Source organism: Methylobacterium sp. HMF5984, from assembly GCF_045033435.1.
Lineage (GTDB): Bacteria > Pseudomonadota > Alphaproteobacteria > Rhizobiales > Beijerinckiaceae > Methylobacterium.
Genome location: NZ_JBJFLN010000001.1, coordinates 3,889,065 through 3,907,301 on the forward strand (window position 1 = coordinate 3,889,065; position 18,237 = coordinate 3,907,301).

The following is an 18,237-nucleotide window of genomic DNA, read 5'->3' on the forward strand; positions in this document are numbered from 1 at the left end:
AATCCTGCGCCATCGAAGCACCCCGCCGGTTGACCGGCGGGGTGCTTTCGCCTGCGGGCTACTGCGCCGTCCAGCCGCCATCCATGGCGATGTTGGTGCCGGTGATCTGGCTGGCGGCGTCCGAGCACAGGAACAGGGCGAGCGCGGCGACCTGGTCGACGGTGACGAACTCCTTCGTCGGTTGCGCCTTCAGCAGCACCTCGTCGATCACCTGCTCCTTGGTCAGCCCACGCGCCTTCATCGTATCGGGGATCTGCGCCTCGACGAGCGGCGTCCAGACGTAGCCGGGCGAGATGCAGTTCACCGTGATCTTGTGCGTGGCAAGCTCCAGCCCCGCGGTCTTGGTCAGGCCGGCGATGCCGTGCTTGGCCGCGACGTAGGCCGACTTGTACGGCGAGGCGACCAGCGAGTGGGCCGAGGCGGTGTTGATGATCCGCCCCCAGCCGCGCGCCTTCATCCCCGGGATCGCCGCCTGCATCGCGTAGAAGGCCGAGGACAGGTTGATCGCGATGATCTGCTCCCACTTCGCGCCCGGGAACTCCTCGATCGCCGACACGAACTGGATGCCGGCGTTGTTGACGAGCACGTCGACGGAGCCGAAGCGGGCTTCCGCCTCGCGCACCATCTCGCCGATCTCGGTCGGCTTCGTCATGTCGGCGGCCGAATGATGCGCCCGCACGCCGAACTCGGATTCGATCTTAGCGCGCGCCGTCTCGATCGCGTCGGCCTCCCCGAAGCCGTTCAGCACCACGTTCGCCCCGTCCCGCGCCAGGGCTCGTGCGATGCACAGCCCGATCCCGCTGGTCGAGCCGGTGACGATCGCGGTCTTGGATTTCAGGGTCATGCGGAACTCCGGGATGGCGACGAAACGGCGAAGAAAGCCTGCCCGATGCACCGCCGGTTGTCGACGCATCCGGGTCACGGACGGATCAGGGCGTCACCTCGGCGGCGCCGGTCTCGGCCTCGAAGGCGGTGGCGAGGTAGGCGCGCACGAAGCCGGGCATCGCCGCCTCGATGTCGGCGGCCTCGCGCACCGCCACGATCCCGGCGAGCTCGGGCTCGTCCTCGCCCAGCGCGTGGATCTCCATGCGTTCGATCAGGGCGGCGGCGTCCTCGGCGAAGCGGACGGGCCGCAGGAAGGCGAGCTGGCCCTCGCCGCGCAGGCAGACCCAGTCCTCGGTCGCCCCGTCGGGCACCCGGAGGCCGGTCTCCTCCAGAAGCTCGCGCGCGGCGCTCCCCGAGAAGTCGACCGCCTCGCCGCGCACGTCGTCGAGGTCCGGCGTGCCGCAGGGAAAGTAGATCTGCCCGGCATTGGCCGTATGCACGCCCATCCGCCCGAGCAGGACCGCGCCGTCGGCGCTCCACGGCACGATCGCCGCGAAGGCGTTGGCGACGTGCCCGTCCGGCGATCCGCCGTCGCGATAGGCCAGGAAGCGCGAATACGGCGTCTCGAACAGGTCCAGGCGGCAGCTGTCGCCGTCGATCGCGCAGCCGCAGGCCACCAGCACCGGCCCGTCGAACAGGGCGGGCTGCGCCGCCCGCCGCCGCATCCAGTTCTGCTCGATGCGCTCGGCGTTGTCGCGCGCCCAGGCCCAATCGTAGGTCACCAGCCGGGCTTCGAGGCGCGCGAGGCGGACGACCTCGAAACCGTAGGGCCGTGAGTCCGGCGTCGCCGCATCAGACATGGAGCACGCCTTCCGACACGATCACCGCCGCCCCGCCGATCTCGACCGAGCGCAGGCCGCCGGCCTGGACCACGACCTGCAGCGCGATCGCGCTCGGGCGGCCCATCGCGACCCCTTGCGTGATCGCGACGTCGTGCGTGCCGTCGCCGAGCGGCTCGAACTGCATCAGCACGCCGGCGAAGGCGGCGGCCGCGGAGCCCGTCGCCGGGTCCTCGGCCACGCCGAGGGCGGGGGCGAACATCCGGGCCTGGAAGGCCATACCGGTCTCCGCCGTGTCCGGCGCGTAGAGCAGGAAGCCGTCCGAGGTGCCCGCCAGCGTGCCCGGTCGCGCCGCGTCGAGACGGTCCGGCGAGGCGACCGGAACGAAGGTGAAGCTCGGGCCGACGCCGTGCCGGCTCGGCCGGTGCCGCCCGAAGCCGATATCCTCCTGCGCCAGCCCGAACGCGGCCGCGAGCGCTGTGGCGTCGGCAGCCTCGCCGAGGTAGTCCGGCAGGATCGGGAGCCTCAAGCGGGCCCGGCCCCCTCCGTCGCCGGTCTCGACCACGCAGGGGATCGTGCCGACCGCCTCCTCGAGGCCGAACGCGACGGCGTGGGCCCCCTCGGGCCGCGCCTCGCGCAGGGCCAGCAGGACCGCAGTGCCGATGGTCGGATGCCCGGCGAAGGGCAGCTCGCGGGTCGGCGTGAAGATGCGGAGCCTCGCCCGGTGCCGTGGCTCGTCCGGCGGCATCACGAACACCGTCTCCGACAGGTTGAACTCCCGGGCGATCGCCTGCATCGCCCCGTCGTCGAGCCCGTCGGCCTCGAGCACCACGGCGAGCGGGTTGCCGGCCAGGGCCTGCGTAGTGAACACATCCAGGGTGACGAAGCGGCGCGGCATCAAGAGGTTCCTTCTCTCGCTCTCAGACCGTCTCCACCGGAAACGTCTCGGTCGGCGCCACGAACTCGTCCTGCGCCGCCACGGTGAGGATCTCGCGCGAGCCTTCCGCCAGCGTGCGCCGCAGGACGCCGTAGACCGAGGCCGCCGCCATGCCGAGCGCCAGCGCCGCCGAGCCGGTGCGGGCGTAGTGGACGAGGAACAGCGCGGCGATGCAATCGCCTGCTCCGTTCACCGACAGGTCGAGGCGGGGCGTGCGCACCCGCCAGAACGTGCCGCCCTCCCCGGCCAGCAGGTCGATGGCGTCGGGCGGCGTCGCGTCGGTGACGAGCGAGGTGACGAGCACCACCCGCGGTCCGCGTTCCTGCAGGGCGGCGACCGCGCGCTTGGCCTGCGCCAACGTGCCGGTCGGCAGGCCGGTGAGCAGGTCGAGCTCGAACTGGTTCGGCGTCACGATGTCGGCGGCGGGCACCGCGCGCTCGGCCATGAACTCGGCGATGCCGGGGCGGACGTAGACGCCGCGGCCGGTGTCGCCGATCACTGGGTCGCAGGCGTAGAGCGCCCGGGCGTTCTCGGCCCGCACCGCATCGACCGCGCCGAGGATCGCGGTGCCGATGTCGGCCGAGCCCATGTACCCGGACAGGACGCCGTCGCAGGTGCCGAGCACCCCGCGCTCGCGGATGCCGGCCACCAGATCCTCGACCGCCGGCCCGTCGAAGACGCGTCCGCGCCAGGCCCCGTAGCCGGTGTGGTTGGAGAACTGCACCGTGTGGATCGGCCAGACCTCGACCCCGAGCCGCTGCATCGGAAACACCGCGGAGGCGTTGCCGACATGGCCGTAGGCGACGTGGGACTGGATCGACAGGATGTTCATCGCGATCTCCCCGGCACGCGTGGCCTCCGCGGCGTGTTACCGGCTTTCGGCATCCCGCGCACCCGGCACCCCCCATCCTCGACAAGGCGGACCATGGATTTCGAATCGCTGCGCGTCTCCGCCCTCGCGTTCGTCGAGGCGCACCGGGCGTGGACGCCGCTGATCGTCGGCGCGTTGGCCTTCTGCGAATCCATCGCCTTCCTGTCGCTGCTGGTGCCGGCCACCGTGATCCTGATCGGCATCGGCGCGATGATCGGGGCGACCGACATCGCGTTCTGGCCGGTGGTGGCCGCGGCGGCCGTCGGCGCGGCCCTCGGCGATTGGCTCTCCTACGAGTTCGGCCGGTCCTACGGCGAGGGCGCCAAGCGCCTGTGGCCGATGCGGCGCTACCCCGAGATGGTCGCCAAGGGCGAGGTCTTCCTGAAGCGCTGGGGCGCGGCGGCGGTGGCGCTCGGGCGGTTCTTCGGGCCCGCCCGCGCGGTGGTGCCGCTGATCGCCGGCATGTTCGGGGTCGCCCGGCTGCCGTTCCAGGTGGCCAACGTCCTCTCGGCCCTCGTCTGGGCCTTCGTGCTCCTGGCACCGGGTGCCGGGCTGCTGGCGTGGTTCCAGGGCTGATGCGCCAGTTTCCGCCCGAGCGCATCGTCTGCCTCACCGAGGAGACCGTCGAGACGCTGTACCTGCTCGGCCAGGAGCGCCGCATCGTCGGGGTGTCGGGCTATGCCGTGCGTCCGCCGCGGGTCCGGCGCGAGAAGCCGCGCGTGTCGGCCTTCACCAGCGCGGACCTGCCGAAGATCCTCGCGCTCGAGCCCGATCTCGTCCTCGCCTTCTCCGATCTCCAGGCGAACATCGCCGCCGACCTCGCCCGGGCCGGGATCGCCGTGCACCTGTTCAACCAGCGCGACGTCGCCGGCTGCCTCGCGATGATCCGCACGCTCGGCGCCCTCGTCGGCGTGCCGGACCGAGCCGACGCCCTGGCGCAGGGTTATGCCGACGCGTTGGCACGGGCGGCCGCCGAGGTCGCGGGCCGTCGGCGGCCCCGCGTCTATTTCGAGGAATGGGACGAGCCGATGATCTCCGGCATCGGCTGGGTCTCGGAGCTGATCGGCCACGCCGGCGGCGACGACGTGTTTCCCGACCGCGCCCGGATGGCCGCCGCCGTCGACCGGATCGTCGCGCCCGAGGCCGTGATCGCGGCGGCGCCCGACGTCGTCCTGGCCTCGTGGTGCGGGAAGAAGGTCAACGTCCCGCGCATCGCATCCCGCCCGGGATGGGCGGCGATCCCGGCGGTGCGGGACGGCCGCATACACGAGATCAAGTCGCCGCTGATCCTGCAGCCCGGCCCGGCCGCGCTCACGGACGGGTTCGCCGCGATCCGCGCGGCGCTGGCAGGATCGCTCGCGTGATCTCCGGCCGCAGGTGACAAGCGCAGTCCGGGCTTGGCAAGATGCGCCGTCCCGATTCGGCACAGGCCGCCACACGAGAGATGATGTCGTCAGCCCTCGCCCATGCTCTTCCGGCCGAAGCCCGCACGGTCGCCCCCGCGTCGGACCTGATCCTGCCGCCCGACCGGCGCCAGTCGCCGACGGCGCTGAAGATCCAGCGCGGGGTGCGCCGCCTGTTCTCCGAGATGGGCTGCGCCACCCTGCCCGAGTTCTCGCTGGTCAACGGGCGGCGCGCCGACGTGATCGCCCTGTGCGGCGCCGGGCGCCTGACCATCGTCGAGATCAAGTCGAGCGTGGCGGACTTCCGCGCCGACCGGAAATGGCCCGACTACCGCGACTTCTGCGACCGCTTCTTCTTCGCGATCCCGGACACGGTGCCGGAATCGCTGATCCCGGACGAATGCGGCCTGATCGTCGCCGACGCCTTCGGCGGGCTGGTGATCCGCGAGGCGCCCGAGCACCCGCTCTCCGGCCCGCGCCGCAAGGCCGTGACGCTGCGCTTCGCCCACAGCGCCGCCCGGGTCTTGCACAGCCTCGCCGATCCGGGCGCGATCCGCGACGGCGCGCTCTGAAAGCCTGGTCGTCATGCCCGGAAACACGGCGTGCTGATCGACCGTCGGATCGGCGCCGCTTCGCTTTCGCCGGCGCGGCGCGGCGGCTAAGCTGTCCCGAGGTCATCGCGGCCGCCGCTCCGGCCGCTGCAGTATGGGTTTCGATGCGCGCGCTGATCGGGATCGTCACGGCACTTCTGCTCGCTGCGCCGGCCGCGGCCCAGACGGTCTCCAAGATCGGGCTGTCGGCTCCGCTCACCGGGCCGGACGCCGCCTTCGGCCAGGGCATGCGGCTCGGCGCCGAGCAGGCCGTCGCCGACCTCAACCGCGCGGCCGGCGCGTCCGGCCGCAAGCTTGCGCTGGTGGTCGCGGACGATGCCGGCGACGCGAAGCAGGGCGTCGCGGTCGCCAAGCGCTTCGCCGCGGACGGCATCCGCCTCGTGGTCGGGCCGCTCGAATCCTCAGTCGCGGCCGCCACCGCCGCGATCTACGACGATGCCGGCATCGTCGTGGTCACGCCGGGCGCGTCCTGGGCCGCGCTGACGCGCCGGGGCTACGCGACCCTGTTCCGCATCGTCGCCGGCGACGCGCAGCAGGGCGAGGCCGCCGGCCGCTACCTGCTCGCGCACGAAGCGGGGCGCCGCGTCGCCATCGTCCACGACCGAACCACTTTCGGGCGGGGCCTCGCGGACGCGGTCTCCGCGACGCTCAAGGCCGCCGGCAGGCCCGAGGTCGCGTTCGAGAGCCTGCCGCGCGGCAGCCGGGACGCTGCAGACCTCGCCGCGACGCTGAAGGCCGCCCGCGTCGACACGGTCTACTTCGGCGGGCTGGCGCCGGAGGCGGCGACGCTCGCGCACGCGATGCGCGACGCCGGGTCGACCGCCCGGCTGGTGGCGAGCGACGGCATCCTCGACCAAGACTTCGCGACGCTCGCGTCGGCCGCCGGCGAGGGGACGGTGATGACCGTCCCGGCCGAGCCGGCGCGGCTTCCCGAGGTCAAGGGCCGCCCGCCCCGCACCGCGGAAGCCGATGCGCTCGCCGGGCCGACCTATGCGGCGGTCGAGGTGCTGGCGCAGGCGATCGACCGGGCGAAGTCTCGGGACGGGCGCACGGTCGCCGCAGCACTCCGGGGCGCGCCCTTCCGCACGATCCAGGGCGAAATCGCCTTCGATGCGCAGGGCGACCCGAGCTCGGGTGCCGTAGCCCTCAAGGTCTGGAAGCGTACTCCGGACGGCCGGCTCGATTACGCGGGCAACGAGACGGCGCCGTAGGATCAACCGTTTCGCACAGGAATCGTCCGGGAACGGCGCTTTTTGTGTCGACGCCGCCGTGGTCGCGAGGCGGCGAAGCTTGCTTGCGTGGCGGGAGGCCCCTACATCGTGCCCGACGCTCGATGGCTTGGCGCCTCCGGATACGGACCCGCCGCCGCCGCGTTCATCGAATTGCCGTGACGAAAGATCGTGCGCCGGAACGCCTGCTTCCAGACGGTCCGACTGGAGAGGGTGAATGGCGAAAGAAGAATTGATGCAGTTCGACGGTCTCGTTCTCGAGATCCTGCCGGATGCGCGTTACCGGGTGCAGCTCGACCAGGGCCACGAGATCGTCGCCTACACTGCCGGCAAGATGAAGAAGAACCGCATCAAGACGCTGGCCGGCGACCGCGTCACCGTCGAGATGTCGCCCTACGACCTCGAGAAGGGCCGCCTCGTGTTCCGTCACAAGGACGAGCGCTCGGCCGGCCCACGTCCGCCGGTGCGCGGCGGCCAGTTCCGCCGCCGCTGAGCGGCCGGCGATTCCCACGCCTCCCCGGACCGTCGCGGCCTATCCCCTCCTGACGTTGACCGCCCTGCTCTGGGCGGGCAACGCGGTGGCGGGGAAGTGGGCGCCGGGCCACGTCTCGCCGCAGGCGATCACGTCGCTGCGCTGGGCCGTGGTCTGCGTTGTGCTGTGGCTGTTCGCCCGGCGCCGCATCGTGGCCGATTGGCCGGGCATGCGCGGCCATTGGCGGCTCGTCCTGCTGATGGGCGGCCTCGGCTACACGGCGTTCAACAGCCTGTTCTACGCCGCCGGGGCCTACACCAACGCGATCAACCTCGCCCTGTTCCAGGGCTCGATCCCCGTTCTGGTGATTCTGATGAACTACGGTCTCTATCGGACCCGGGTCACGTCCGGCCAAGCGATCGGCGTGCTCGTGACCCTCCTCGGCGCGGCGGTGGCCGCGACGCACGGCGACTGGCACGTGCTCGCCACCCTCGGCTTCAATCGCGGCGACGTGCTGATCTTCATCGCCTGCCTGTTCTATGCCGGCTACACCATCGCCCTGCCGCACCGCCCGGCCATTTCCGGGCTGAGCTTCTTCGCGGCGATGGCGCTGATGGCGTTCGTCACCTCCCTGCCGCTTCTGGCGATCGAGGCGGCGTCCGGCCGGGTGATCTGGCCGGGGATCGAGGGCTGGGCGATCGTGGTGTTCGTCGCGCTCGGGCCGTCGCTGGCCGCGCAGCTGTTCTTCATGCGCGGTGTCGAGCTGATCGGGCCGAACCGGGCCGGCCTGTTCGTCAATCTCGTGCCGATCTTCGGCGCCGGGCTCGCCGTGCTCGTGGTCGGCGAGCCCTTCGGTACCAATGAGGCCGTCGCGCTGGCCCTGGTGCTCGGCGGCATCTTCTGCGCGGAACGGCTCGGGCGCGGCCCAGGCCCGGCCATCGTCGAGCCCGCCGCGCCGCGGGACCAGCCGAGACCTTGAGCGCGGCCGGTGCTGCCACCGGCCGCGGATCGATCGCTTATTCGCAGACGCGGACGCGGCGGATGAACACGTCGCCGTAGGCGTCGATCGTCCGGCGGCGCTCGAAGTGGCAGACCGGGCCGTAATCTTCCTCGACGTAGACCGGGCGCGGGGCGCGGTAGACCGGCTGGCCGGGATAGTAGCCGTTCTGCGAGGAGGCGATCGCGCCGCCGACGGCGAGGCCGCCGAGCACGCCGAGCGCGGCTGCGCCGCCGGCGCCGATGCCGTCACGGGCTTCAGCCGCGGGTGCTGCGGCGACGAGGCTCCCGGCGAGGAGAGCAACGGAAAGAGTTCGGATCATGGTTCGTCCCCTCGGGATCTGTCGTGGTCGCAATGTCCGGCCAGTTCGTAAACGAAATGCGAACGCCGCAGGCTTCGAAGCCCATCGCACGATCACGTTCGTGTTGGGCCGCGGATCGCAACACAGATCAGCGTGCTTTGAGGCAAATCTTCGACGCTTGGTTGACGCTGTCGCTCACAGCCGCGCGAGACGCAACGCCAGCGGCCAGCGTACGGTGCGGCGGTGCTCGGCCGGCCCCCACGACGCGGCGAGCGCATCCTGGAACGCGTCGACCGGCGCCCGGCCGACCGCCGTCTCGAGCCCCCGCAGCGCCGACCATGTCTCGACGTAGCCGACGAGGTCGGAAAGACGCCACGCGACGGCGATCGCGAGGTCCGGCGCGACGAACTCCGCGAAGGGGAACGGCAGCAAGCGGTATCCCTCTTCGACGTGCCTGCGCTCCGGCGGCCAGTACGGTCCGGCGACGTTGCGGTAGAAATGCTGCACCACCGCGTCGGGTGCGCCCTCGACGTGGAGGATGCCGTAGCTGACGAGCGCCAGCACGGCGCCCGGGCGGGCGACGCGGCGGACCTCCGCGTAGAAGGCGTCGAGGTCGAGCCAATGGGCGGCCTGCGCCACGGTGATCAGATCGACGCTCGCCGCCGGCAGGCCGCTCCTCTCGGCCGCCCCGATCCGGTACGCGACGCGGGGATGCGGCGTCGCGTTCGCGATCTGCGCGGCGCTGGCATCGGTGGCGACGACGGCGTCGAAATGCTCGGCGAGCGGCGTCGAGAGTTGGCCGGTGCCGCAGGCGCAATCGAGCGCGCGGGCTCGACCGGGCGCGCATTCGGCGAGGAACGCGGCGAGCGCCGGCGGATAGGTCGGCCTGTGCGCGGCGTAGCCGGCCGCATGGGACGAGAAATGATCCTTGAAGGCCGGGTCCATCGTCGCCGCCCTGTCGATTGCGTGCCGCGGGGCGAGCGTAGCGCCGCCGTTGCGTTCGCTGAAGCCGGTGCTTGACGGCGCCGGCCATTCCGGCTGCAACCGGCGCAAGCAGCATCGGAGCGATACGAATGGCGACACGAGGCTTCGTCGGCCGGCGCAGTCCGGAAGAGACGCAGAAGTGGCTGCCTCCCGGGCAGCATCGCGTCGAGGATTTCCCGATCCTCCAGATCGGGCCGAACCCGGTGATCGATCTCGCCACCTGGCGCTTCACGCTGCGGGACGGCGCGAAGCCGCTGAAATCCTGGGACTGGGACGCGTTCCAGGGGCTGCCGCGGACCACGTGGCAGGGCGACATCCACTGCGTCACCAAGTGGTCGAAGTTCGACACCGGCTGGGAGGGCGTGAGCTTCGACGACCTCCTCGCCGATGCCGGCATCGCGGCCCCGACCGATTTCCTGCTTGCCGAGGGCTACGACGACTATTCGACCAACGTTCCCGTCGCCGACCTCGTCGGCGGCCGCGCGATGATCGCGACGCATTACGAGGGCGCGCCGATCGAGCCGGACCATGGCGGCCCGGCCCGTCTGCTCGTGCCGCACCTCTACCTGTGGAAGAGCGCGAAATGGGTGAAGGGCCTGCGCTTCACCAAGAAGGACGAGGCCGGCTTCTGGGAGATGCGCGGCTACCACATGTACGGCGACCCGTGGCGCGAGCAGCGCTACACCGGTGACTGAGGCCCCCAATTTTCGCTGGCGCGAGGGCGTGATCAGGGCGATCGGGCCGGTCACCGCGCGGGTGAAGAGCTTTCGCCTGCGCACCGGGATCGCCGACGCCTACCGGCCGGGCCAGCACGTCGACGTGCGCCTCACCGCCGAGGACGGCTACCGGGCGCAGCGCAGCTACTCGATCGCCTCCGCGCCGGACGGCTCGGGGACGATCGAGCTGATGATCGAGGGGCTGGAAGGCGGCGAGGTCTCGGGCTTCTTCCACGAGATCGCCGAGGTCGGCGACGCGATCGAGCTGCGCGGGCCGATCGGCGGCTCGTTTTCCTGGGGGCCGGCCGATGGCGGGCCGCTGCTGCTCGTCGGCGGCGGCTCCGGCGTGGTGCCGCTGCTCGCCATGCTGCGCCACCGCGCGGTCGCCGCGCCCGAGATCCCGGCGCTGCTGCTCTATTCGGCCCGGACGCGGAGCGACGCCGTCGCGCTCGCCGAGATCGAGGCGCGTGCCGGCGCCGAGCCGGGCCTGTCGCTGACATTCACCGCGACGCGTGAAGGCGGACGCCGGATCGACGCGGCGATGGTCGCCGAAGCCCTCGCCAGGCTCGGCCAGCCGGCCCGGGTCTTCGTCTGCGGCGCCACGCCGTTCGTCAGCACGGCCGCGACGCTGCTTGTCGAGGCGGGCGTCGCGCCGGGCCTGATCCGCACGGAGCGGTTCGGCGGCTAGGGTCTTTCGCGCGGTGGCGGCCGGTGCGCGCGAGACGGGTGCGACCTCGCGATGCTCCGGGATTCAGGAGCGGACGATCTGGCTGCGCCGTTTGATGTCGGGGCTCGATGCGCCGCAGGTCGGCAGGCTTTCCACCGGGCCGTGCACCGCCGAGGTCGTCGCCGAGAGGTCGTGGTAGCACACGCAGCCCTCGGCGAAGTAGTGGTGCACCAGCGCCTTGCGCGACCGGCTCACGTCGTTGCGCGGCGAGCCGCTGTCCGACGTGCAATCCGACATCCGATTCGGGCTATGCTGAGGCCGTCGGCCGACGGATATCGTCCGTTGCCGCCCCGGGAAAGCGGCTTGGAGGAACGGCAATCCTGCCTTCATCGATCGATCGACGAAGCCGGGACGCCGGACGCCCCGGCTGCGATCCGTCGGCACGATCCCATCGCCCCGCGCGACGACATGGTCGGGGCGGGAGGTTCAGGGACTGAAGATCAGGACCAGATAAACGAAGAACACGATCAGGTGCACCGCGCCCTCGAGCACCGTGGTGCGCAGGCCCGAGAAGGTCAGCGTGCTCAGGATCAGGGTCACGGCGAGCAGGGTCATCTCGGTCGGCTTGAGCCCGAGGACCACGGTCTGCCCGGTGATCAGGCCGACCGCGAGCACGGCCGGCACGGTCAGGCCGATGGTCGAGGTCGCGGCGCCGAGGCAGAGATTGATCGCGCGCTGCAACTCGTTGCGGGCGATCGCCTTCAATGCCGAGATCGCCTCGGGCGTGAACACGATCGCCGCGATCAGCACGCCCGATAGGGCGGACGGGGCGCCGAGGGCGGCGATGCCGTGGTCGAGGATGGTCGCGAGGCTCTTCGACAGGAGCACGATCGGCAGGATGTTGGCGATCAGCAGGATCGTGTGCCGGACGATGCTCCCGGCGGATGCCTTTTCGCCCTCGGGCCCCTCGCGTTCCGCTCCGGCGGCTCGGCCCCGCGCCGCGTGGCCCTCCTCCTGGAAGAAATCGCTGTGCCGCCCGGTCTGGATCAGCAGGAACACCGCGTAGAGCGCGAGGGTGAAGCCCGAGAAGGTCACCGCCTGGAGCGTGGTCAGGGTCCCATCGCGCGTGGAGGTGGTGAAGTTCGGGATGATCAGCGCGAGGGTCGAGAGCGGGATGATCACCGACAGGAAGGCCGACGCCCCTTGCAGGTTGTAGCTTTGCTGGTGATGCCTGAGCCCGCCGACCAGCAGGCCGAGCCCGACGACGCCGTTCAGCACGATCATCAGCACCGCGAACATCGTGTCGCGCCCGAGCGTCGGCGCATCCTTGGCACCGAGCATCACCGCGGAGACCAGGGCCACCTCGATCACGACGATGGAGAGCGTGAGCACCAGGGTGCCGAGCGGCTCGCCGAGCAGGTCGGCAAGCTCCTCCGCCTCATGCACCACGCCGAAGGCGCACCAGAAGATCGCGACGAGCAGCCAGGCGAACAGGGCCAGGGCCCAGAGCGGCCGGTCGAGGTCGCCGAGCCACTCCTTGCCGAACCATGCGAAGGCGCCGACCGTCGCCCACGCCACCGCCAACCGCGCCATGCCCATCTACCGTCCGATCCGCCCGGATGCCCCACGCACCCGAAAGACCTTTAGGCGATCGGGAAAGCTTGCGCACACGCAACCGCCCCATGCGGGGCGGGACGTGGCGGAACCGCCGCGAAGCCGCTAGAGGATAGGGCTTCGCAACCCGAGTCGAGACCGGTGAGCCTGATAGAGAACCGCGCCCTGCGCCGGTTCCGACGGGACGGACGGTCGTGAAAGCCCCGCACCGTGCCGTTTCCGACCCTTCCCGCCCCGTTCGCGCGGGCGCTCGCCGACCATGACTACGCAGAACCCACACCGGTGCAGAGCGCCGTCCTCGAAGCGGCCGCCGACGGCAGAGACCTTTTGGTCTCGGCGCAGACCGGTTCTGGCAAGACCGTGGCCTACGGCCTCGCCATGGCCGGCCTGCTGCTCGACGGTGCCGAGATGCTGGCGCCGGCCGGTGCCCCGCTGGCGCTGGTCATCGCGCCGACGCGCGAGCTGGCGCTGCAGGTTCAGCGCGAGCTGATGTGGCTCTACGGCCCGGCCGGCGGCCGCGTCACGGCCTGCGTCGGCGGCATGGACCCGCGCCGCGAGGCGCGCGCGCTCAACGAGGGCACGCACATCGTCGTCGGCACGCCCGGGCGCCTGCGCGACCACCTCGAGCGCCGCACCCTCGTTACCGACCAGATGAGGGCCGTCGTGCTCGACGAGGCCGACGAGATGCTCGACCTCGGCTTCCGCGAGGACATCGAGTTCATCCTCTCGGCGACGCCGAACGAGCGCAGCACCTTCCTGTTCTCGGCGACGCTGCCGAAGGCGATCGACAGCCTCGCCGCTCGCTACCAGCGCGACGCGCTGCGCCTCGCGGTGAAGAGCGAGACCCGCGGTCACGCCGACATCGCCTACCGGGCGATCCGCGTGGTTCCGCGCGAAATCGAGCACGTCGTGCTCAACCTGCTGCGCGCCGCCGACGCGCCGACGGCGATCGTGTTCTGCAACACCCGCAACGCGGTGCGCCACCTCCAGGCGAGCCTGACCGAGCGCGGCTTCTCCACCGTTGCCCTGTCGGGGGAACTCGGCCAGGGCGAGCGCAACGCCGCGCTCCAGGCCTTGCGCGACGGCCGCGCGAAGGTCTGCGTCGCGACCGACGTCGCCGCCCGCGGCATCGACCTGCCGGGCCTGTCGCTCGTCATCCACGCCGACCTGCCGCACGACGCCGAGGTGCTGCAGCACCGCAGCGGCCGCACGGGCCGCGCCGGCAAGAAGGGCACCAGCATCCTGCTGGTGCCGAACGCCCGCCGCCGCCGGGCCGAGCAGATGTTCCAGCTCGCCAAGATCAGCCCCGAATGGGGCGGTCCCCCGTCGGCCGACGAGATCCGGCGCCTCGACGGCGAGCGCATGCTGGAAGACCCGCTGTTCACCGAGGCGCCCGGCGAGGAGGATCTCGCCCTCGCCGAGACGCTGGTCACCGGCCGCACCCCGCTCGAGCTCGCCGCCGCCCTCGCCCGCGTCTACCGCACCCGCTTGCCGGCGCCGGAGGAGGTCACCGATCCGGGCGACCAGTCCGGCCGCGGCTCCGCGAGCCGGCCGCCCTACGATCCGATGGACCCCGAGCGCATCGCGGCGATGGGCCCGGCGGTGTGGTTCCGGCTCAACCTCGGCCGGCGCGACAACGCCGACCCGCGGCGCCTGCTGCCGATGCTGACCCGCCGCGGCGGTATCGACCGCCAGGAGATCGGCGCGATCCGCATCTTCGACCGCGAGACCAAGTTCGAGGTGCGCGGCAACGCCGCCTCGCGCTTCGCGCAGGCTTTCGCCCGCAACGGCTCGCCGGAGATTCAGGTCGAGGCCCTGGTCGGCGATGCCCCGGTCGCCGAGCGCAAGGGGCCGGCCGGCTTCAAGAGCCCGCGCGCGGCCAAGCACGAGCGCCACATCGGCAAGCCAGAGGCGGCGAAGCCTTACGCCCGCAAGCCGCGCGCCTGAGCGCGGCGTCGGCCCGCGGCCGACGTTGCCTCGCAGCGACCCGACCGGTCAGAACCGGTCGGGAATGCCCTTCACCGCATCGCCGAGCGCCTCGACGCTCTCGCGCAGCTTGCGCCCGGCCGGCGCCAGGGACGGCACCTTGATTCCGAACACCTCGGTGTCCTCGTCTTGCGCTTCCGCGGGCACCGCCTTGGCTTCGACCGCCGCGGGCTTGCGGGCGGCCGACTTTTCCGCGACCGCCTTGCTCGCCGCTGGTGCCGCCGTGGCGGCGGGAGGCTTCGCGTGTGCCTCGATCCGCGGCTTCGCCTTCGAAGGCTCGGGCTTCGCGGCCTCGCGCTTCGCCAGCTCAGGCTTTGCCGCTTCGATCTCTGCGGCTTCGTCGACCGTCGATGCCGGACGGGTCGCGACCGCCTTCGGGGGCTCCGGCGGCAGGGCCGCGTAGGTCGCGGTCTCGGTCTTGGCGCGCACGGTCTCGGCCGCCAGCGGCGCGATACCGGGCACGGTGCGGGCCGGCGCGACCAGGGTCGCCTGACGGGCCGGGCCGATCACCGGCACCTCGACGAGCGCCGGGACCGGTTTCGGCGCGGGTGCCGGCGTCGCGAGCTTGCTCGCGGCGACGGGCGGGTTCGGGGTGATGGCGGGCGTCGCCGGTGTCGGTACGGCGTCGGTGGCGACGGAGCCCGCGCGCAGCATCGGATCGATCCGCGCTTCGACGACCGGGGGCTCAGCCGGCTCGGGCGGCAGGATCTCGCGGATCTTCGGGATCGACGAGGGGCTGCCCGTCGCCAGAGCCGGCAGCCCGTCCTTCAGATCGGGCCAGTCGGCGGCCTGCCGGCTCGTCACGATCGGCTTGGCGCGCTGCGGTCCGGCGAGGCCTGAGAGGTAGGTGCTGGCCGCGGCGGCGAAGGCCCCGGTCCCGGCCACCCCGATCGCGCCGAACAGCGCGATGCGGGCCCAGGGGCGTCGTGCGGCCGGACGCGGCACCCTCTTCGGCGATTGCCGGGTCTCGGACGGGTCGAGGGCGAGATCATTCATCGGGGGGCGATCATGGCAGGAGGTTGCATCGGGCACGCGAGGCGGATGCGACCGATCTCCCCATCACGGCCGCATCGCCTCCGAAGATGTTCCGCACGCGGAACTCGAGTGTGGATCAAGAACCGGCAATACGGCGCAACGATGTCGCCCCGCTTCGCGGCGCAGAGCCCCGGGCTTCGACCTGTCGCATCTTCTGTGGAGAAGTCGTCGTCGCGCCGAGGTCTTGCGTAGACGGTGTGTGTTTAAGAACTCGTATCGGCGGGCGTCCTGCCCCGGTCGAGCCTCAGGGCCAACCTGCGAGGTGCACGGCCTGCGCCCGTGCCACGCGCTCGACCGCGCGGGTCCATCGGCTCGCCGGCCGAACGGGCGACGATGCGCCAGCCGCGACGGCCGCCTTCAGCGTCAAGCCGTCCCGATCGCCCCAGCGCGCGAGCAGAACCTGGAACGCGTCGTGCCGCGCACGCTCGAAGGGGATCGGCCGCAAAGCGGAATCGCGACAGGGATGGGGCGGGTAGAGATGGGCCACCGGCACCAGGCCGGCCGGGATCGGCGCCGTGGCCACGTGGGTGCGGCGGCGGCGCAGGATCTTCGGCACGACGTAAGCCCGCGGCCCGAACGGATCGCCGGCGCCGGACGACACCTCGATCCGCCCGAGCGGTCCCACGACGACCAAGTCTGCCCCGCCGCCCAACGCCTCCGGCCCGATCGCGCCATCGAAATGCGGCGGTGCGCAGCCGAGATGCGCGCGGAGCCGCGCGAGCGGTCCCGGCCGATCGGTCCTGACCCGGACGGAGACCTGCGCCGAGCCGAGACCCAGATCGAAGCTCACGGCCGCCCGCCGAGCCGGATCGAGCGCTTCGCGATCGGGGCCGAGCTCGGTGAACCGCGAGCAGGCGACGGCGCCGAATTCCGCAGCCGGCAGGCACAGCGCGACCGCGTGGCTCCATCCGTCGCCCACCGGCATCTCGTAGGCGATCGGTCGCACCGCATCCATCAGCGTCAGCGCGATGCCGCCCCTGGCGGTTCGAAGGCCAATCCGGTCCTCTCCAAGGATCCGGAACGGTTCGTCCGGCCGCCGGCGGAACTCGGCGGCCGCCCCGAACGCGCCGAGGTTCCACGCGCTCGCGGGATCGGCGAGCGCGGCGCAGAGGATGTCGCGATCGGTCGCGTCGAGGGCCATGGTGGGCACGGCTACGCCGGTCGTCGCTGAGGCTCAAGCGCGGTCTGCAACCGAAGGCTGCGATGTGGACCGCATGCCGAGCGCGCCTGCGCGGCATGGACTTCGCCACGCGTCGCCGCCACCCTGCGCGGCGTGAGCGCCAGACCGATCTCCCTCCCGACACCGCCGGACGACGCGCCCGGCACCGCCTCCCCTGTTCCACCGCAGGCGATCCCGGCGGCCGGGTTCTGGAGCGGCTGGTCGACCCGCGCGCGGCTGATCGCCGTCGTCCTCGCCATCGACGTCGTCGCGGCTCTGGTCTCCTGCGGCGTCATCGTGATCAACGCGCGCACGGCGGTGAAGGTCGAGACGCGGGCATCGCTCTCCACCGTGGAATCGCTCGTCGCCGACACGATCCGCCTCCTCGACGCGGCTCCGCCCGAACGCCTGCTCCAGACCCTCGACCTGCGCTTCCAGATCCTGCGCCACGTCCGCGTCACGGTGCGCGACGCCGCCGGCGCGACGGTGGGCGCGCCGATCGGCCAGCCGCGTCAGGAGAAGACGGCGCCGGCCTGGTTCGCAGACCTGATCATGCCGAAGGTCGAGCAGCACGAGCTGCCGATCGTCACCGCCGGCCGCACGATCGGCACCGCGCGGATCACCACGCAGCCGATGGACGAGATCGACGAGATCTGGGTCTATGCGCGCGCCCTGTCGCTGACGACGTTCTGCATCAACGCGGCGATGCTGGCAGCCCTCTACCTTGCGCTCGGGCGCGTGCTGGCACCGCTGGGCCGCCTCGCCGACGGCCTGACTCAGCTCGAGCGGCACGATTACACCGCGCGGCTCGAGAACCCGGCGACCCACGAGTTCGCGGTGATCGCCAGGCGCTTCAACCAGGTCGCGGAAGCGCTGAGTGCCGTCCGGGCCGCCAACGGCCGCCTGAAGCGGCAGCTGCTGACCGCGCAGGACGACGAGCGCCGCAGCACGGCACTGGAACTGCACGACGAGTTCGGCCCCTGCCTGTTCGCCCTGGAAGCCAACGCGGCTTCCGTGAAGCGGCTCGCGACCGGCACGGCCGAGCCCGACCGGGACAAGCTCCTGGCGCGCGCCTCCGAGATCGCGGCGATCGTCGGCCAGGTGCAGAGCCGCAACCGCGACCTGCTCAACCGTCTGCGTCCGCACGCGCTCGGCCAGGTTCCGCTCGCCGACTGCCTCGACCTGCTGTTGCGCGACTTCGCCCGCCGGCACCCCGAGACCCGATTCACCGGTCGGTTCCAAGGGCTCGCTCGCGGCTACGGCGATCTCGCCGACCTCACCGTGTTCCGTTGCATCCAGGAGAGCATGACCAACGCCGTGCGTCACGGCCACGCCGCGACGGTCACCGCCGAGGCGCGCGAGGGGAACGGCTCGCTGGTCGTGTCGATCGCCGACGACGGCACCGGGTTCGCGCCCGATCACGGCACCGGCCTCGGGCTCTCGGGCATGCGCGAGCGCGTCGAAGCGCTGGACGGAACGTTTGTTCTTGACAAGCACCCCCCGGGCGCCGTTGTCCGCATTATGATTCCCGTGGATGCGCAAAGGGGCGACGATGCCGACCCGGTGCGATCCGCATGAGCGGCCTCGCCAT

20 protein-coding genes are annotated in these 18,237 nt (G+C 71.8%); 10 read left to right on the top strand and 10 right to left on the bottom strand.

The annotated features are described in order from the left end of the window. Nucleotides 1-58 precede the first annotated feature (58 nt). The 4 genes from ACFZ8E_RS18895 to pdxY all read right to left on the bottom strand — a co-directional run bounded on the left by ACFZ8E_RS18895 (nt 59) and on the right by pdxY (nt 3,433). Entirely contained in the window at nt 59-844 is a 786-nt protein-coding gene (locus ACFZ8E_RS18895) for a 3-hydroxybutyrate dehydrogenase (protein ID WP_405043479.1), read from the bottom strand. Nucleotides 845-929: 85 nt separating this feature from the next. Continuing rightward, a complete protein-coding gene (locus ACFZ8E_RS18900; RefSeq protein WP_405043480.1) occupies nt 930-1,685 on the bottom strand; it encodes an NUDIX hydrolase in 756 nt (251 codons plus the stop codon). Further along, complete coding sequence (locus tag ACFZ8E_RS18905; RefSeq protein WP_405043482.1) at nt 1,678-2,562, bottom strand: PhzF family phenazine biosynthesis protein; 885 nt, start codon at nt 2,560-2,562, stop codon at nt 1,678-1,680. The genes ACFZ8E_RS18900 and ACFZ8E_RS18905 overlap by 8 nt, the downstream gene beginning before the upstream one ends. 22 nt (nt 2,563-2,584) lie before the next feature. After that, a complete protein-coding gene (gene pdxY / locus ACFZ8E_RS18910; RefSeq protein ID WP_147726182.1) occupies nt 2,585-3,433 on the bottom strand; it encodes a pyridoxal kinase PdxY in 849 nt (282 codons plus the stop codon). A gap of 93 nt (nt 3,434-3,526) precedes the next feature. Between pdxY and ACFZ8E_RS18915 the strand changes: the two genes are divergently transcribed. The 6 genes from ACFZ8E_RS18915 to ACFZ8E_RS18940 all read left to right on the top strand — a co-directional run bounded on the left by ACFZ8E_RS18915 (nt 3,527) and on the right by ACFZ8E_RS18940 (nt 8,166). Further along, complete coding sequence (locus ACFZ8E_RS18915) at nt 3,527-4,048, top strand: DedA family protein (RefSeq protein ID WP_243934627.1); 522 nt, start codon at nt 3,527-3,529, stop codon at nt 4,046-4,048. Further along, nucleotides 4,048-4,836, top strand: coding sequence for a cobalamin-binding protein (locus tag ACFZ8E_RS18920; protein ID WP_405043484.1), 789 nt, complete (start codon nt 4,048-4,050; stop codon nt 4,834-4,836). Before ACFZ8E_RS18915 ends, ACFZ8E_RS18920 begins: the two co-directional genes overlap by 1 nt. Nucleotides 4,837-4,919: 83 nt before the next feature. Beyond that, nucleotides 4,920-5,447 (top strand): MmcB family DNA repair protein, encoded by a 528-nt coding sequence (locus ACFZ8E_RS18925; RefSeq protein ID WP_243936545.1) that lies wholly within the window; start codon nt 4,920-4,922, stop codon nt 5,445-5,447. A gap of 143 nt (nt 5,448-5,590) precedes the next feature. Further along, on the top strand, nt 5,591-6,697 hold the full coding sequence (locus tag ACFZ8E_RS18930) for a branched-chain amino acid ABC transporter substrate-binding protein (protein ID WP_405043485.1): 1,107 nt from the start codon (nt 5,591-5,593) through the stop codon (nt 6,695-6,697). A gap of 235 nt (nt 6,698-6,932) precedes the next feature. Beyond that, entirely contained in the window at nt 6,933-7,208 is a 276-nt protein-coding gene (infA, locus tag ACFZ8E_RS18935; protein WP_147025743.1) for a translation initiation factor IF-1, read from the top strand. A gap of 55 nt (nt 7,209-7,263) precedes the next feature. Continuing rightward, the gene (locus ACFZ8E_RS18940) at nt 7,264-8,166 is read left to right on the top strand and encodes a DMT family transporter (protein WP_405043486.1); all 903 of its coding nucleotides are present in this window, start codon (nt 7,264-7,266) and stop codon (nt 8,164-8,166) included. Nucleotides 8,167-8,203: 37 nt separating this feature from the next. Here the strand turns inward: ACFZ8E_RS18940 and ACFZ8E_RS18945 are convergent, their stop codons facing one another. After that, complete coding sequence (locus ACFZ8E_RS18945; protein WP_147841045.1) at nt 8,204-8,506, bottom strand: hypothetical protein; 303 nt, start codon at nt 8,504-8,506, stop codon at nt 8,204-8,206. 174 nt (nt 8,507-8,680) lie between these two features. Further along, on the bottom strand, nt 8,681-9,430 hold the full coding sequence (locus ACFZ8E_RS18950) for a class I SAM-dependent methyltransferase (protein ID WP_405043487.1): 750 nt from the start codon (nt 9,428-9,430) through the stop codon (nt 8,681-8,683). Nucleotides 9,431-9,558: 128 nt separating this feature from the next. Between ACFZ8E_RS18950 and ACFZ8E_RS18955 the strand changes: the two genes are divergently transcribed. Both ACFZ8E_RS18955 and ACFZ8E_RS18960 read left to right on the top strand, forming a co-directional pair. Further along, nucleotides 9,559-10,164, top strand: a complete 606-nt coding sequence (locus ACFZ8E_RS18955) for a sulfite oxidase-like oxidoreductase (RefSeq protein WP_405043488.1) — start codon at nt 9,559-9,561, stop codon at nt 10,162-10,164. Then, on the top strand, nt 10,157-10,873 hold the full coding sequence (locus ACFZ8E_RS18960) for an FAD-binding oxidoreductase (protein WP_243948902.1): 717 nt from the start codon (nt 10,157-10,159) through the stop codon (nt 10,871-10,873). Before ACFZ8E_RS18955 ends, ACFZ8E_RS18960 begins: the two co-directional genes overlap by 8 nt. Nucleotides 10,874-10,936: 63 nt before the next feature. On the opposite strand, the gene ACFZ8E_RS18965 is transcribed toward ACFZ8E_RS18960, so the two are convergent. Together ACFZ8E_RS18965 and ACFZ8E_RS18970 are read right to left on the bottom strand one after the other, a co-directional pair. Further along, nucleotides 10,937-11,149 carry a hypothetical protein gene (locus ACFZ8E_RS18965; RefSeq protein WP_243936550.1) on the bottom strand — a complete coding sequence of 71 codons (213 nt, stop codon included), beginning with the start codon at nt 11,147-11,149 and terminating at the stop codon, nt 10,937-10,939. A gap of 189 nt (nt 11,150-11,338) precedes the next feature. Continuing rightward, complete coding sequence (locus ACFZ8E_RS18970) at nt 11,339-12,451, bottom strand: calcium:proton antiporter (protein WP_405043490.1); 1,113 nt, start codon at nt 12,449-12,451, stop codon at nt 11,339-11,341. A 225-nt stretch (nt 12,452-12,676) separates the two neighbouring features. Between ACFZ8E_RS18970 and ACFZ8E_RS18975 the strand changes: the two genes are divergently transcribed. Next, nucleotides 12,677-14,413 (top strand): DEAD/DEAH box helicase, encoded by a 1,737-nt coding sequence (locus tag ACFZ8E_RS18975; RefSeq protein WP_147841051.1) that lies wholly within the window; start codon nt 12,677-12,679, stop codon nt 14,411-14,413. A gap of 48 nt (nt 14,414-14,461) precedes the next feature. On the opposite strand, the gene ACFZ8E_RS18980 is transcribed toward ACFZ8E_RS18975, so the two are convergent. Continuing rightward, complete coding sequence (locus tag ACFZ8E_RS18980) at nt 14,462-15,448, bottom strand: hypothetical protein (RefSeq protein ID WP_405043491.1); 987 nt, start codon at nt 15,446-15,448, stop codon at nt 14,462-14,464. A gap of 283 nt (nt 15,449-15,731) precedes the next feature. Then, nucleotides 15,732-16,628: a DUF6925 family protein gene (locus tag ACFZ8E_RS18985; protein ID WP_405044416.1), complete on the bottom strand. Its 897-nt coding sequence runs from the start codon at nt 16,626-16,628 to the stop codon at nt 15,732-15,734. Between the two features lie 132 nt (nt 16,629-16,760). Here ACFZ8E_RS18985 and ACFZ8E_RS18990 point away from each other — a divergent pair, with 132 nt between their 5' ends. Then, nucleotides 16,761-18,224 (top strand): ATP-binding protein, encoded by a 1,464-nt coding sequence (locus ACFZ8E_RS18990; RefSeq protein ID WP_405043492.1) that lies wholly within the window; start codon nt 16,761-16,763, stop codon nt 18,222-18,224. The last annotated feature ends 13 nt before the right edge of the window (nt 18,225-18,237 follow it).

What these genes read in the sequence shown, in the direction of transcription:
- pdxY (WP_147726182.1), bottom strand. Translation starts at nt 3,433, where the DNA reads ATGAACATCCTGTCGATCCAGTCCCACGTCGCCTACGGCCATGTCGGC.
- ACFZ8E_RS18950 (WP_405043487.1), bottom strand. Translation starts at nt 9,430, where the DNA reads ATGGACCCGGCCTTCAAGGATCATTTCTCGTCCCATGCGGCCGGCTAC.
- ACFZ8E_RS18905 (WP_405043482.1), bottom strand. Translation starts at nt 2,562, where the DNA reads ATGCCGCGCCGCTTCGTCACCCTGGATGTGTTCACTACGCAGGCCCTG.
- ACFZ8E_RS18955 (WP_405043488.1), top strand. Translation starts at nt 9,559, where the DNA reads ATGGCGACACGAGGCTTCGTCGGCCGGCGCAGTCCGGAAGAGACGCAG.
- ACFZ8E_RS18965 (WP_243936550.1), bottom strand. Translation starts at nt 11,149, where the DNA reads ATGTCGGATTGCACGTCGGACAGCGGCTCGCCGCGCAACGACGTGAGC.
- ACFZ8E_RS18980 (WP_405043491.1), bottom strand. Translation starts at nt 15,448, where the DNA reads ATGAATGATCTCGCCCTCGACCCGTCCGAGACCCGGCAATCGCCGAAG.
- ACFZ8E_RS18915 (WP_243934627.1), top strand. Translation starts at nt 3,527, where the DNA reads ATGGATTTCGAATCGCTGCGCGTCTCCGCCCTCGCGTTCGTCGAGGCG.
- ACFZ8E_RS18985 (WP_405044416.1), bottom strand. Translation starts at nt 16,628, where the DNA reads ATGGCCCTCGACGCGACCGATCGCGACATCCTCTGCGCCGCGCTCGCC.
- ACFZ8E_RS18900 (WP_405043480.1), bottom strand. Translation starts at nt 1,685, where the DNA reads ATGTCTGATGCGGCGACGCCGGACTCACGGCCCTACGGTTTCGAGGTC.
- ACFZ8E_RS18930 (WP_405043485.1), top strand. Translation starts at nt 5,591, where the DNA reads ATGCGCGCGCTGATCGGGATCGTCACGGCACTTCTGCTCGCTGCGCCG.
- ACFZ8E_RS18945 (WP_147841045.1), bottom strand. Translation starts at nt 8,506, where the DNA reads ATGATCCGAACTCTTTCCGTTGCTCTCCTCGCCGGGAGCCTCGTCGCC.
- ACFZ8E_RS18895 (WP_405043479.1), bottom strand. Translation starts at nt 844, where the DNA reads ATGACCCTGAAATCCAAGACCGCGATCGTCACCGGCTCGACCAGCGGG.
- ACFZ8E_RS18970 (WP_405043490.1), bottom strand. Translation starts at nt 12,451, where the DNA reads ATGGGCATGGCGCGGTTGGCGGTGGCGTGGGCGACGGTCGGCGCCTTC.
- ACFZ8E_RS18920 (WP_405043484.1), top strand. Translation starts at nt 4,048, where the DNA reads ATGCGCCAGTTTCCGCCCGAGCGCATCGTCTGCCTCACCGAGGAGACC.
- ACFZ8E_RS18925 (WP_243936545.1), top strand. Translation starts at nt 4,920, where the DNA reads ATGTCGTCAGCCCTCGCCCATGCTCTTCCGGCCGAAGCCCGCACGGTC.
- infA (WP_147025743.1), top strand. Translation starts at nt 6,933, where the DNA reads ATGGCGAAAGAAGAATTGATGCAGTTCGACGGTCTCGTTCTCGAGATC.